At 66.3% G+C, this 13,091-nt stretch carries 11 protein-coding genes and 1 tRNA gene; 2 read left to right on the top strand and 10 right to left on the bottom strand.

From position 1 onward, the window contains the following. Positions 1-651: 651 nt before the first annotated feature. From AOZ06_RS55905 to AOZ06_RS05345, 4 genes are all read right to left on the bottom strand, one after another. Complete coding sequence (locus AOZ06_RS55905) at positions 652-1,518, bottom strand: hypothetical protein (RefSeq protein WP_157232856.1); 867 nt, start codon at positions 1,516-1,518, stop codon at positions 652-654. 61 nt (positions 1,519-1,579) lie between these two features. Next, positions 1,580-3,577, bottom strand: a complete 1,998-nt coding sequence (locus AOZ06_RS53510; RefSeq protein WP_169798866.1) for a GntR family transcriptional regulator — start codon at positions 3,575-3,577, stop codon at positions 1,580-1,582. A 92-nt stretch (positions 3,578-3,669) separates the two neighbouring features. Continuing rightward, positions 3,670-3,742 (bottom strand) — tRNA-Arg (locus AOZ06_RS05340). A 174-nt stretch (positions 3,743-3,916) separates the two neighbouring features. After that, positions 3,917-7,141: a penicillin acylase family protein gene (locus AOZ06_RS05345; protein WP_054288401.1), complete on the bottom strand. Its 3,225-nt coding sequence runs from the start codon at positions 7,139-7,141 to the stop codon at positions 3,917-3,919. 226 nt (positions 7,142-7,367) lie between these two features. Here AOZ06_RS05345 and AOZ06_RS05350 point away from each other — a divergent pair, with 226 nt between their 5' ends. Further along, on the top strand, positions 7,368-8,015 hold the full coding sequence (locus AOZ06_RS05350) for a response regulator (protein WP_054288402.1): 648 nt from the start codon (positions 7,368-7,370) through the stop codon (positions 8,013-8,015). Here the strand turns inward: AOZ06_RS05350 and AOZ06_RS05355 are convergent. The 4 genes from AOZ06_RS05355 to rpmB form a co-directional block, all read right to left on the bottom strand. Then, a complete protein-coding gene (locus AOZ06_RS05355) occupies positions 7,991-9,490 on the bottom strand; it encodes a GGDEF domain-containing protein (protein WP_225953149.1) in 1,500 nt (499 codons plus the stop codon). The two genes, AOZ06_RS05350 and AOZ06_RS05355, sit on opposite strands and share 25 nt — an antisense overlap. A gap of 97 nt (positions 9,491-9,587) precedes the next feature. Further along, complete coding sequence (gene rpsR / locus AOZ06_RS05360) at positions 9,588-9,827, bottom strand: 30S ribosomal protein S18 (protein ID WP_054288404.1); 240 nt, start codon at positions 9,825-9,827, stop codon at positions 9,588-9,590. Next, the gene (rpmG, locus tag AOZ06_RS05365) at positions 9,827-9,991 is read right to left on the bottom strand and encodes a 50S ribosomal protein L33 (RefSeq protein WP_042190458.1); all 165 of its coding nucleotides are present in this window, start codon (positions 9,989-9,991) and stop codon (positions 9,827-9,829) included. Before rpmG ends, rpsR begins: the two co-directional genes overlap by 1 nt. Continuing rightward, positions 9,991-10,227: a 50S ribosomal protein L28 gene (gene rpmB, locus AOZ06_RS05370; protein ID WP_054288405.1), complete on the bottom strand. Its 237-nt coding sequence runs from the start codon at positions 10,225-10,227 to the stop codon at positions 9,991-9,993. Before rpmB ends, rpmG begins: the two co-directional genes overlap by 1 nt. Positions 10,228-10,293: 66 nt before the next feature. Here rpmB and mrf point away from each other — a divergent pair, with 66 nt between their 5' ends. Beyond that, a complete protein-coding gene (gene mrf / locus AOZ06_RS05375) occupies positions 10,294-11,421 on the top strand; it encodes a ribosome hibernation factor-recruiting GTPase MRF (RefSeq protein ID WP_054288406.1) in 1,128 nt (375 codons plus the stop codon). Here the strand turns inward: mrf and AOZ06_RS05380 are convergent. Beyond that, positions 11,411-12,055 (bottom strand): histidine phosphatase family protein, encoded by a 645-nt coding sequence (locus AOZ06_RS05380; protein ID WP_054288407.1) that lies wholly within the window; start codon positions 12,053-12,055, stop codon positions 11,411-11,413. The genes mrf and AOZ06_RS05380 overlap by 11 nt on opposite strands. 15 nt (positions 12,056-12,070) lie before the next feature. Beyond that, complete coding sequence (locus AOZ06_RS05385) at positions 12,071-13,042, bottom strand: SGNH/GDSL hydrolase family protein (RefSeq protein ID WP_063809972.1); 972 nt, start codon at positions 13,040-13,042, stop codon at positions 12,071-12,073. Positions 13,043-13,091: the final 49 nt, after the last annotated feature.

Below are 13,091 nucleotides of genomic sequence, written 5' to 3' on the forward strand. Positions count from 1 at the left end.
TCCCGGCATTTGTGCCACTACGACGACGCGCCGAGCCGAACGGAGCGAGGTAGTCAGTCTGACTCCTCGTTGACTGTTCGAGGCGGTAAGCCATGTAGATTCGGGCGATCTCCGCACGCACGCCCGTCACTGACCCAGGTGGCCACATACCGGCGATGGACACCGCCTAGGCGGTCACCGTATGGTCATCGGTCGGCCAGGTCAGCAGCGTCCGCCCCCACGCCTCCGCGTCGTGGGCGGTGTGTCCTGCCTCGAACAACTTGAGCACCATGAACGCGGTGTCAACCCAGGTAATGCCGGCTCCGGGCCAAAGCCCAATCAATCACGTGGGTCGCCGTGGATCAGGGCAGGCGCGGACCGCGGCGACGGAGTCCAGTTCGGCGGGGTGGTGCGGTTCAACGATCTTGGGCTGGTCGGCCGCGAGGGCCTGCCACCGGTTAGTAACGCTCCACCTGTTTGACAGGGACGGATCCCATCGGGCGCTGGCAGACGTGCAATGCACTCCACGGTGGACCGTGGTGGTGGGTCCATGCACAGGACCCCCACCACTGAGGAACTCTTCGCGTGTCAGGACCGCGTACTTCGGCCCTGACACGCTCCAAACGGTGGGCAGATCACTTCGTGCGTGCCGCGTTCGCGACTTCGTAGTACCTACCGTTCTGCTTCGTCATTCTCCTCGGCATGAACACGAGGGTCTGAGGACTCGACTTCTGCTCCCCCTCCAACACCAGAGATCGACTTTCCATCAGGCCTACCTATCAGGCTTGCCAACGCAGTAGCTAGACCTAGGACAAGCACAGGCACCGTTGCCACCACAACGGTTACAGGCCACGGCGCTCTGGTAATACCCGCAGCGGTCATCACGTGGTAGGCAGCCTGTGCGCCCGCACCGACCAGCAGGCTGATGAGTGTTGACCACCGGGCAAATCTGCGCGCCCTGTGGCTGATCAACCGAGACGTCAGCCAGCATCTCATGGCGTACGCGGCGTATGCCTCGACCGAGATCGGCAGAACGATAGCTGAGTTGAGGCGAAGCTCATCCCACAAGCCTGGCAACGGCTGGATCACTCCAAACCCTGCCAACTGTCCCAGGCCCACCCAGCCAGACCACACGGAGATGGCAGCGGCCAGCCCGATGACCAGTAGTGGCCACGGCCTCACCGGTGGCCTGGAGCGGTTCGCTCCAGCGGACTCCAGGCTGGTGGTCGTTGGGTCAACTGGAGAAGAGACACCTCCATGTGACTCGTTGATGTCGCGCCCGGCAGTGCTCGAAGTCGGTTCGTCGACCAGGTACCGCAGCGCCATCTTGATTTGGTGCTCGGTAGCACCAATGTCCTCCAGCTTCTTCATCAGCGCCGGCCGTCCCGGCGGCTGCTGGCCGGAACGCTGTGCCTCCGCGCGAAGCTCGCGCACACGGTCCACCAAGCTGTGGATGGCTGGTGGAGGGCCCGCCATATCGCCGCCACTACCTTCTCCAGGCGCCTGGCGAAGGTGGCGCGTCACATAGGTGCTGGTCATAGCGTCACCACCGAGGGTGCGGCGAACCACATACTGCACCGGTTCTGGTGATATAGCGTCGTCATGCCATCACCACCGTTGTCACCAGTTCACCATCGACTACCGTGCTGACGTTCATTTCGTAGTCATCAACGGCCCCTGCCGACGTGCCCATCCGTCGGATGGCGTCGCGCATCAGCTTCTGCAACATCGCGAAATCCCCGGGATCGGCCTCAACCCGCAGAGTGCGCACTGTGTGACCCAGATGCAGGATCTCGAGGTTCAGCCCCACCGCTGCGGGCAAGACAACCGCGTTGCGCACGATGCTGCCGTTTGTTCCATGGCTGGCAGCATCCCGGGCGGGGTTGTCGCCAGGCTGCTCCGTTGCCGCCGCGTGCGCCGGGTCGATCACTGGATCACGAACTTGATTCAGCGTTGGAGCCGCAGACGTGCTTTCGTGTCCCAGCCCATCAGCGAGGGACGGGGGTACTTTGGGGGCGTCAGTCGCTGCGATCACAGTCGCTCGTGATCCGCGGCTGGCGTCCACGAGACCCCAACCTTTGAGCAGATCGAACGCGCGATTCACTGTTCCGGCGCTCACCTCGTGTTCCAAAGCGAGCTGCTGGGAGGTGGGCAAGAACTCGCCCGGCGAATACACACCTTCAAGGATCCGGGATCGAAGTGCTGCGGCCACCCGCTCGTACGGGTGCCTTGGCTCTGTCTTGGCTCGTTCTGACGCCGAGCGAGGGGGCGCCATCGGGCGGGCGGGCATCCTTGTAGGGATAGCCGTTGCAGCCCGCTGGTCGGCCTCCTCTACGAAGCCGGAGTAGACCCGCAACGTTGTCGCACCGCCTCCGCCGTGGCCCAGCCGTCCAGCCACCGTCCGGATGTCAACACCTGCGGCGATGAGTTCGGTCGCCGAGTAGGCCCGCAGGCTCTTGAGTGTGGTGTCGATACCGAGTCGTGTTACCAGACGCCGAAACCACTGGCTCAGCGTGCTCGGTTTGATTGGCGTGCCGCCATCGGGCGACAAGGATGCAAGATATGCGTCCGCTGATAGCGCGATACCCAGTGCCGCTGCGCGTTCCTGAAGACGGTCTTCGTGGTCGAGGATGACTGCGATTGTCTCAACATCGAGCGTCGGGCGTCGACTCTGATGTGTTTTGGTGTCCTTCTCCCATACTTCGCCGTCGATCTGCGCCATAGCCGTATCGACTTCGAAACGCCAGTGGCACCCGTGCTCGTGGCAATCACGTCCTGTGCAGATTGGTGAGTGCCTCTTGAGAATGTGAGAGAATCGGCGTGCGCAGATCTCTCCGCGCCGTGGTCCCGTTGTCGCCTGGATCCAGAGCAGTGCGAAGTAATCCGGATTGCTCTCCCATGCTGCATTCAGAATGCGAGCCAACTCTTCCGGCTCGGGTGGATCAGGGTCAGGTCTTTGCGGCGTTGGAGGCTTGGCTACGTCGACTGGATTGACACCAACCCACTTGTGGCGCACCGCCCAAGCAAATGCCCCACTCAGTAGAAAATGCATCTGACGAACAGTGGATCGCCCTAGCGGCTTGCATGTGTGTGAACGAGTTTTGCAGCGAGTGTCGCATTCATGCTCGCCAGTGCTGCGATGCCGGATCGTGCGACCACGACAATGGTATCGACACCTGCGCAGTTCCGCATAGAATTTCTCGAGCTTCTCCGCGTCGACATCGCCGACCTTTCGGATACCGAGGAGAGGCTTGATGTGATTCCGAGTATCTCCCAGATAGCGGTGCTTTGTCGTGCGCTCGACGTCGTGCTGTGCGAGGTATTCATCCATCAGCTGGCTGACTGTCGCGTTTGTGCGCGCATGTTGCTTCAGGTCGAGCTGCCGTAGAATCTCTGTGCGTTTCTGCTCTGCCAGATCCCAGGCTTTCGGGCCACTTTTGATGGTTTCCGTGATGTAGTGTTCTCGATGTGTGATCGGGTCTGTTCCGGTGTACACGCGCACCCGCAGTGACCCGCTGGGCAGTCGATCGATCGAGCCCCGTTCGCGCTTGCCGCGTCCGCTTGGACGCGCGCCGGAGGCCCCCTTGTTCTCCCCCATGGCGCCAGGATACTGACGCTTCCTGTCACGAACCATGTCACGCGATCCCTTCAAGATCGCTGACAGAGGCCGTTTTCGCTGCTCAGACTGGGTGCCCCCGGCAGGAATCGAACCTGCGACACACGGTTTAGGAAACCGATGCTCTATCCCCTGAGCTACGAGGGCTTGCTGTGTACGTCTCCCCAGCGTAGCGGCCATATGTCCGCTTGTGTCGGCGGGGTGGGACCGCCTGGGTGACGCCTGGCACCGCTCTGATCATACGGGTGGTCGCCAGTGGCTTTCTGGGCTGGGGTGGCGCCCCCGGGGGCTGGGGGTTCCCGGGGGCGCCGTGACGGGTTGTCAGTGGGCGTAGAGCTGCAGCTCGTAGATGCTGTAGCCCCACTTCGTTCCTCGTTGGATCCCGGCGAACCGGACGTATCGGGCTTGGGTGGGTGGGAAGACGGCTGTGTCCACGCCGCCGTCGCCTGTTGTCGTCGTGTGGACGGGTTGCCAGGTCGTTCCGTCCGTCGAGGCTTCCAGGCGGTAGGCCTTCCCGTACGCCGCTTCCCAGTTGATCACCGCCCTGGACACCTGCTGCGTTGTGCCCAGGTCCACTGTCAGGGATTGGTTGTCGGACCAGTCACTCGCCCAGCGGGTTGTCATGTTGCCGTCGACCGCGTTGCGGGCTGGGGAGGGGTAGACGCCGGTTTCCGCGCTCGTCGCCGTCGTTGTGCGGGTGTGGGCGAGGTTTGCGATGTTCTGGCCTCGGCGCGCCGGGAATTCCACTACTTGCTGGAATGTCGGGCGGTTCTGCCAGGTGATCTTGTCATGGGTTATTCCGCCCAGCGGGTTCTGGATCACTGTGTCCGCGCACCATTGGTCTCCCGCCGCGCAGCTTCCGTCGCCCGGGTACACCTGGTTCGGCGGGGCGGCCACCGCTTGGGTCAGTGATGTCAGCAGGACCTGGCGGCAGCCGGACACTGTTCCGCCGCCGCAGTACTTCTGCGCCAACGGGCCCGCCACCTGGTCTCCCAGCACCGCGCGGAGGTCCTTCTGGACGTAGCCCCACCAGCCTGACTGGAACGAGGAACCCTTGTGCGGCTGGCCGGAGTGGAAGTCCGGCTGTCCGTTCTGGAACCCAGATGGGGATTCGTTGATTCCGATGGTGGACACGAGCGCGTTGTACGTCGCGTCGCCGAGGCCTGGCTGGAACTGGGCACGGACCAGCAGCGGCCACCAGGCGTCGAGGATCTTGATCGCGTCCGCGTTGGCGTACTTGTGGCTGCTCTGCGCGGTTTCCTTGCGCAGCGAACCGCTGTTCATCCAGGTTTTCAGCGATGTCACCGCGTTGGCCAGGCCGGGATCCGTGATGGGCTGGCTTTCCAGAACTCGCAACAGGTGTGGCAGTACGCGCTCGGCGCGCAGGTCGGCCAGCGCCGCGTCGGCCATGGCTTGCGTCAGGTTGACGCGGGTGACCTTCTTGCCGCCCGAGATCAACGCGCGGACGCGACTGTCGAGGAGGTCGCCGCGGTGCACCGCGCTCTTGTCGTAACCCGCGTTGGCGTAGTCCTTTGCTTGTCCGTTGTTCCAGGAGATGAAGTAGTCCTGGTTCACGGCCTGTGGGTGTTGTTCGTACGGGGTGTAGGTCGCGCTGTTCGTTGCGGGGACCCAGCCGTTCCATTCGTATGCGGGCGCCGCCCAGACCGGCATGTTGGCGTCCACATTGGCCTTGCGGGACGGGTTCGCGCCGGAGTTGAAGTACGCGGTGTCCTCCGAATCCACGTAGAACCAGTTGAACGTGTAGTTCACGTGCGCCGCCGCGCGCTGGAAGTCCTGCGCCGACTTGATCACGTTCGGGTCGTTGAACTCCTGGAAACCGATGATCGACTCGATCTCGTGCTGGTACGTCGACCGCAGGCTCGTGTACGCCACCGGCTTGCCGCCGACGGTCGCGCGATGCGTGATCGGGCCATAGGCCGTGCGGAACGCGACCAGGCGGTACGAGCCCGCGGGTGTGCCGTCGGCAACGGTCGGTTTCCACGCGTTCTTGCGTTCGATCGTCTCGATCGGCGTGCACTGGCCGCGGAACAGGTAGTGCGTCGAGTCCTTGGTCGGCGGCTTCCCGGCCGGGTCGCACAGTTCGACCGCGTACGTGTCGATGATGTCCTGCGCCGAGGTCGTCGCGCTCCACGAGTAGTCCTGGCCGCGCCCGAGAAGCACGTAGAAGCTGATGCCGGCGAAGGACGCGCCTCGTGAGCTGATGCCTGGTCCTTGGAGTTCCTGCAGGACCAGCAGCTGCGGGGCGAAGTAGCCGGTCTGCGGGCCGAACACCGCGACCGGGTTGCCACTCGCCGTGTGCTGGCCGGACACCACCAGCGCGTTGGACATGCCGTGTTTCTCGCTCACGAGGTTGCCTGGCAGAACACCGTCATCGAACAAGCCACGCGCCGGTTCGAGCTGCTCCGGTGCCGGGACCTTCTCGGGCGCTGCTGAGGCCGATGCGGCCGAGCCAGTCGGGTCGAACACCAGCTGCTGCGGCGTCACCGAACCTTTGTCGGGCATGGCGACGCCGGCTGGGTTGGCGGGGGACTGGGCGTACGGGAAGCTCTGGCCGTTGTGCAGTGTGTTGACTGTCTCCGGGTCGTTCTGCGACCGGAACGCCTGCCAGGCTTTCTCGCCTTCGGCCATGCCGTACCGCTCGTGGAACGCCATCCGCGTGATCGCCGACTGCACTTCGCCGCCACCGCCGCCCCCGAACTGCGCGCCGACCACGGACGCGAGGATGACCAGGTCGGGCAGGGTGAACGCGTCGATCTTGCCCGCGTTGGTGATGGCGTCGACGTGCCCGGTCAGCACGTATTCGCCGGGGAAGTAGCGGCCGCTGTGCGACTGCTGGACGTAGAGGTTGATGCCGTCCAGGTACGCCCGCGCGTCCGCCAGCGCCTGCGCGCCCTTGGGGCTGGATGCCGCCGCCCGGTCGATCTGGGCCTGCAGCTCGGCTTCGTTGTACGGGGCCGCGCGGAAGAAGCCCTGCTCCAGTTCACGGTTGGCCGCTGCGCCGCCCGCGAACGGGGTCAGCTGGCCGCGTCCCACGCGGCGGAACAGGTCCATCAGCCAGAGCCGATCCTGGGCTGCGGCGTAGCCGGCGCCGAACATCGTGCCCGACCGGGTCGTGCCGGTGATGTGGGGCAGGCCCAGCTGCTTGTCACGCACGATCGTCACGTCCGCGCGCGGCTTGGTGGTGCTCTCCACCTGGGCCGCCGGGACGCCGAATGACGCGTCGTTGAAGAACTGCCCGATTTTCTCGGTCGTAAGCGTGCTGTAACCGGACGCGAGGGTGTCGTACTTGGCTAATTGGTCCGACGAATGCGCTGGTCTGGTGCCCAGCACCCGGTGCGCGAGGATGTCGGCGAGGGTGGCGTTGCCATTGGCCCCCGGTGGCAGAACGTCACCGCACTGGCCGAGGCAGAAGTCGATGGGGGCCGCCTCCACCTGGGGATCCGCGTTTCCGGACGGCGCGGCGGCGACGAGTCCGGCGACGGTGGCGATGGCGGATAAGGCAGCGAGCAGGCGTCCACGTGTCATTGCAGGGGGCTCCTCTCAATGCGTGACGCAGGCCACGTTACCCCCGAGTAGGTCTATTGCGAAAGAGCTTCACTTTTAACCGTCTGCTACCAGCTACGATCACTCAGTAGACAAATGTGACACGTTAGGGATTGACCTTCAGCCTATTGGGTGAGAAAAAGGGCCATTGGACTCCGGCGCCGTCGCCTGAACCGGCTGCGCAGGACCCGACCGGGGAGGCTCCAAGGTGATCAAGGTGATGCTCGCGGACGACGAGGATCTCGTCCGTTCGGGACTTCGAACGATCCTGACCAGCGCGGGGGACATCGAGGTGGTCGCCGAGACCGATGACGGTCTGCACGTGGCCGACCTCGCCAGACAGCACCGGCCGCACGTGGCCCTGCTGGACATCCGGATGCGCTCCGCGGACGGTCTGTTCGCACTGCGCAGGCTGCGTGCTCTGCCGGAACCCCCGAAGGTGGCCATGCTCACCACGTTCGACGTGGACGAGTACGTCACGGAAGCGCTGCGCATCGGCGCTAGTGGCTTCCTGCTCAAGGACACCGAACCGGCTGTGCTGGTTCGCGCTGTCCGTGACCTCGCCGCGGGTGGCGCGGTGCTCGACCCCGGCGTCGCGGCCCGGGTGTTGTCGCAGGTCGCGGACGGTGAACGGGCCGCGGAACCGGCCAGGCGCCTGCTGGCGTCACTGTCGGAGCGCGAGCGGGAGGTCGTCGGCCTGATCGGCCAGGGCCTGTCCAACGCCGAGATCGGCAGCGCGCTGCACCTGTCCGAGGCGACCGTCAAGGGGTACGTCTCCGCGGTGCTCGGCAAGATCGGCGCGGTCAACCGCGTTCAGGCAGCGCTGGTCGCCTATCGCGGCGGGCTCATCGCCTGATCGAGGTCCGGCCATTCGACGCGGTTGCGACCGTTTCGCTTGGCCAGGTAGAGGGCTGTGTCCGCGGCGGCGAAGAGGTGTTCGAGGCTGCCGCGGCCACTGGCCACACCGACGCTCACGGTGGGGCGCCGTGCCGGGCCGAGCCGTGAGCGCCAGTCGTGCCTGTCCACGGCTGCCCTGATCCGCTCCGCCACGGCCAGTCCGAGCTGTCCTTCGCCGACGAGCAGCACGATGAACTCGTCACCGGCCCACCGCGCCACCAGGTCGCCCGTCCGGCACTCGCCGCGCAGCAACTCGGCGATCTCCCGCAGCGCGCTGTCGCCGACGGCGTGCCCGGCGTCATCGTTGATCTCCTTGAACCAGTCGACGTCGATCACGATCAGCCACGGCGTCGTGCCGGTCGCCGCCGCGTTCGCGAGCACGTCGGGAGCGCTGCGTTCCAGACCGAGCCGGTTGGTCAGCCCGGTCAGCGGATCGCGGACAGCCGCTTCCTGTGCCACAGTGGCGAGGCGTTGCGCCTGGATGGCGAACCGCCGCTGTTCCAGCGCGAGGCCGAGGCCTTCCTGCATGATGGACATCGCGGTGGTGCGGGCCCTGACGTTGCGCCGCAGCGCCGTCGCCTCGCCCGCGAAGTCGTTGAGCTGCGCGCAGATGTCCGCGAGGTCGGCGGAGAACCGTTGCACCAGCGGCACGTCGTTGATCATTTCGATGTTCCGCAGCGCGTTGCTGGCGTACGTCCGCGCTTCGACGAGGTTGCCCTGCAGGCGGCGCACGATCGACAGCACCCAGTTGCCGACCGCGATACACCAGCGGTCGCCCGTCGCACGTCCCACTTCGAGCGTTTCGAGCGCGGCTTTCTCGCCTGCTTCGAACTCGCCGCAGCCCACCAGGGCGGAGCTGTACGCACCGAGCAGCGTCCGGTCGGTCTGCGCGGATGTTTTGTCCAGCGCCAGGCCTTCGGCCAGCAGCGCCCGCCCTTCGGCGAACATGGGCATCGCCTCCGCGGGCGGCAGGTTCATCGCCCACAAGGTCAGCCCTCCGCCGAGCCGCTGCAACGCCACACCGAGTTCGACGACGTCACCGCCGGCTCGTGCGGTGTCCAGGGCGGCGCGCAGCATCGGCTCGGCGGCACGCAGGTGCCCGATGCTGTTGAGCAGGTAACCGAGCTGGCCCATCGCGTTGGCCGCGCGTGCGCCGGACGGCGGCTCGCTGTCGATGTCCGCCCAGCCTTCGGCGGCCAGTTCGAGCGCGAGCGGAATCCGGCCGAGGCGCCACGCGATGACCGCGCGGCCTGTCAGGACCGCCGCCCGTGACCACGTGTCCATGTCCGCCGGGATGGCCTCGAGCGACTTGTCGAACCGGATGGCGGCCTCTTTGAGCTGGTCAGTGCCCAGCAAAAGGTAGATCTCCCGGTCTTCCCGGAGGATTTCGCCAGCCTTGTCCTGCTCGTTGTGGTCCAAACCCGGCCTCGGCAACCTGTAGCCCCTCGTTCCCCGAAGCCGAGATTACCCGTGTAAGCCGCCGGACCGGCACCACGACCGGATAACGCGTTTGATCTATAACTCTTTCGGACTAACGCCGACTGGGTGACGGGTAGGGCAGCAACGCCATCTCCCGCGCGTTCTTGATTGCCACGGCGATCTCACGCTGTTGGCGCGGTGTCAGACCGGTGACGGGGCGTGATCTGATCTTGCCGCGGTCGGACACGAACATGCGCAGCAGCGCGGTGTCCTTCCAATCTACTGTGGACACGCCCGCGCGGAGCAGCAGGTTTTCCCTGCGCCGCTCGGGCGCTCGCGTGCGTCGCAGCATCACCGCTCCTCGCGGAAGTCGACGTGCCTGCGGGCGATCGGGTCGTACTTGCGCAGCACGATCCGATCGGGATCGTTGCGGCGGTTCTTGCGGGTCACATACGTGTACCCGGTGCCCGCGGTGGACCTGAGCTTGACGATCGGCCGGATGTCGTTGCGGGCCATCAGACGCGCACCCCGTTGCGGCGCAACTGCGCGACGACCGCCTCGATTCCCTTGCGGTCGATGGTTTTGATGCCCTTCGCCGACACCGTCAGCGTGATCCGGCGCCCTTCCGACGGCAGCCAGTAGTGACGCCGTTGCACGTTCGGGTCCCAGCGCCGCTTGGTGCGCTTGTGCGAGTGCGAAACCTGGTTGCCGAAACCCGGTTTGCGCCCGGTGACCTGGCAGATCGCGGACATCACACCTCCTGAAAACGACAGTCGTTTTCATTTACGATAGCATGGCGAGCGGCGAAGGGAGTGCGCATGTCACGGGTTGGGCTGGTGGTCGTGGCTGGTCTGCAACGGCGGCAGGCGGCGGCGGTGGCGACAAGGTTGATGCACGCCGAGGCTGGGAGCGTTGTCGTGCACCACGATCTACGCGACATAGCCAAGGGTTTCGTTGTGCGCAGGCAGAAGTCGGCGGCCGGTGACCACGTCGTCCAGCTGGAGCTCGCACACGGTTGCGTGTCCTGCACTCTGCGCGAGGACTTGCTGCCGTTGCTGGCGAAACTGGCCGAATCGGACGGTGTGCGCCGGATCGTGCTGCACCTCGACCCGACCATCGAGCCGGAACCGGTCTGCTGGGCGCTGCGCAAGCTCCCGGTCCAGGTGGCCGGTGTGGTCACGGTCGTCGACGTGGGCACGTGGCTGACCGACGCGACGGGCGACGAGGAACTCGCGGAACGTGGATTCGGTGTAGCAGAAGGAGATGATCGAACCGTCGCGCAGGTCGCCGTCGGCCAGGCCGAGTTCGCCGACGCGCTCGTGCTGACCGGCGCGGGTGCGGACGCGTGGACCGCTGCCCGGACTTCGGCCGTGCTGAGCAGGATCGCGCCACGTGCGAACAGGGTTTCCCCCGCCGACGCCGTGCACGCGTTGCGCGGCCTGCCACAAGGGGCTCGGCGCGGCAAGGTCGACCGCTGGTTCGACCCGCTCCTTTGTGGACAGCCGCCGCTGGAGTCCGACTGCGGCGTGTCGCTGACGGTCTTCGCGGACCGGCGGCCGTTCCACCCGCACCGCCTGCACGACGCGATCGGCGTGCTGCTCGAAGGGGTCGTCCGGGTCCGCGGCCGGTTCTGGCTGGCCAGCCAGCCCGGCCTGGCGCTGTGGTTCGAGTCGGCCGGTGGTGCGCTGCGGATCGGCCAAGGTGGACCGTGGCTGGCCACAATGGACGACTGGCGGGACGAATGCCCGCAGCGGACAGTGAAAGCGTCGCTGGAGTGGCACCCGAGGTTCGGCGACCGCGCGCAGGAGCTGACGATCGTCGCGCACCAGGCCATCCCCGACGAGCTCACCGCCGCGCTGGCGGCCGCGCTGCTGACCGACGAGGAGCTCGCCGAGGGGGAGGAAGCGTGGCTGCGCTACCCGGATCCCCTTGTGGCTATTGAGTAGTGCCGTCGGGAGATGGGCGCCACTGCGGGAACGGCCGGTCCAGGGTCCACATCCCGTGTGACAGGGTGAGGATCCTCGGGTCGACCTGGTTCGGATTGGACAGTGACTCGAACAGGTCGATGCTCCACGAGAACACCCGCCTGCACAGCAGCCGCATCGTCAGGCCGTGCGTCACCAGCAGGACGGTGTCCGGGTGGTCGTGGTCCTCCTTCATCCGGTCCTTGAGCTCGGCGAGGAACGCGGCCACCCGGTCGTCCACGTCCGCGCCGGACTCGCCGTGCGCGAGCCGGTAGAAGAAGTGCCCGAACTCGTGCCGTTTGAGCTTCTGGATCTCCTGCTCGACCGGGTCCTGGAGGTTTCCCCAGTCCTGCTCGCGCAGCCGGGGCTCGGCGACGGTCCGGGTGACCATGTCGTCGATGTCCAGCAATTGCAGTGTGCGCTGGGTACGCACGTACGGGCTGACGTAGACCGCCACCGGCCCGGGACCGAGCAGCTCGCGCACGACCGGACCGGCGGCGCGAGCCTGCTCCTCACCTCTCGTGGTCAGCGGCAACGCGTGGTCGGGGATACGGCAGTACGCCAGTTCGTCGACGTTGCCGAGGCTCTCGGCGTGCCGCAGGAGGAGGATCCGCACCTCTTCATCGTGCCGTCACCGGCCATACCCCGACCGAGTGAGGAGGGTCACGGTCGACGCGTCGCCGACAACGGCCTTGTCCACCGAACGCGGCACCGGTCGGCCGTGCGCGCCACCGCGTACGCCGAGAGCCTCGCTGACCTCGTTGGCCACACCGACCATTCCGGACTTGAACGGGTGGTACTGGATCGCGGCGAACAGGTTGTTGTCCTTGCCCTGGATCCACGCGGCACTTCCGGCGCACGCGTCGTGGCCGAGCGACGCGGGATACATGTCGACAAACGTCGTACGCCCGTCGGCGTCGGCCGCGTTCGCCAGCGCCGAGTTCAGCGCCTGTTCGACCTCGTCGAGCCAGCGCAGGTCGCCGTCGGCGATCGGCAGCACGTCCGGGCAGCTGCCTCGCGGCGGCGCGATCCTCGGGTAGCCGACCAGCACGACCTTGGCCGCGGGGGAACGTTCGTGCACGCCCGCGAGGACCGCGCGGACCCGTTCGCCGGTCATGGCCACCTTCTGCTTCATGGTGTCCACGCCGTCCACCGTGTAGTGCGTGCGGCACGGCGAACCGGTCGGGTCACTCGGCCGCAGTTCGGGGCACTTGCCCGTGAGTTCACCGAAAACGCCGAAGTCGTTGCCGCCGATGCCGACCGTGACGAGGTCGGTGTCCGCGCGCAGGAAGCTGAACTGCGCCGGGTGCGTGCCGAAGGGCAGCGGCGGCTTCTGCGGGGCGAGCATGTTCGTGGTGTCCGCGCCGCCGCAGCTGGCGTCGGTGTACGACCGCAGTCCGAGGTTGTCGGCCAGCAGCGCGGGGTAGTTGTTCGTCGAGGTGTAGCAGGCGAGCCGATCCAGCCGCGGCCACGGGATGCCGGGGCCGGAGGTGTAGGAGTCGCCCAGCGCCACGTACCGCTGGTATCGGGGAGCCGCGTTCGCGGTGGGCGTCACGAGCAGACAGGCGAGCAGGGTCACCATGATCACGCGCAGTGTGTTCACAGTCACACTCCATCACCGGCGCAAGTCGTTTGTCCAGGTCAGTCGCCCG

Origin of the sequence: Kibdelosporangium phytohabitans, assembly GCF_001302585.1 — a bacterium.
GTDB classification, from domain to species: domain Bacteria; phylum Actinomycetota; class Actinomycetes; order Mycobacteriales; family Pseudonocardiaceae; genus Kibdelosporangium; species Kibdelosporangium phytohabitans.

What these genes read in the sequence shown, in the direction of transcription:
- rpsR (WP_054288404.1), bottom strand. Translation starts at nt 9,827, where the DNA reads ATGCTGCGACGCACGCGAGCGCCCGAGCGGCGCAGGGAAAACCTGCTG.
- rpmG (WP_042190458.1), bottom strand. Translation starts at nt 9,991, where the DNA reads ATGGCCCGCAACGACATCCGGCCGATCGTCAAGCTCAGGTCCACCGCG.
- rpmB (WP_054288405.1), bottom strand. Translation starts at nt 10,227, where the DNA reads ATGTCCGCGATCTGCCAGGTCACCGGGCGCAAACCGGGTTTCGGCAAC.
- AOZ06_RS05345 (WP_054288401.1), bottom strand. Translation starts at nt 7,141, where the DNA reads ATGACACGTGGACGCCTGCTCGCTGCCTTATCCGCCATCGCCACCGTC.
- mrf (WP_054288406.1), top strand. Translation starts at nt 10,294, where the DNA reads ATGTCACGGGTTGGGCTGGTGGTCGTGGCTGGTCTGCAACGGCGGCAG.
- AOZ06_RS53510 (WP_169798866.1), bottom strand. Translation starts at nt 3,577, where the DNA reads ATGGGGGAGAACAAGGGGGCCTCCGGCGCGCGTCCAAGCGGACGCGGC.
- AOZ06_RS55905 (WP_157232856.1), bottom strand. Translation starts at nt 1,518, where the DNA reads ATGACCAGCACCTATGTGACGCGCCACCTTCGCCAGGCGCCTGGAGAA.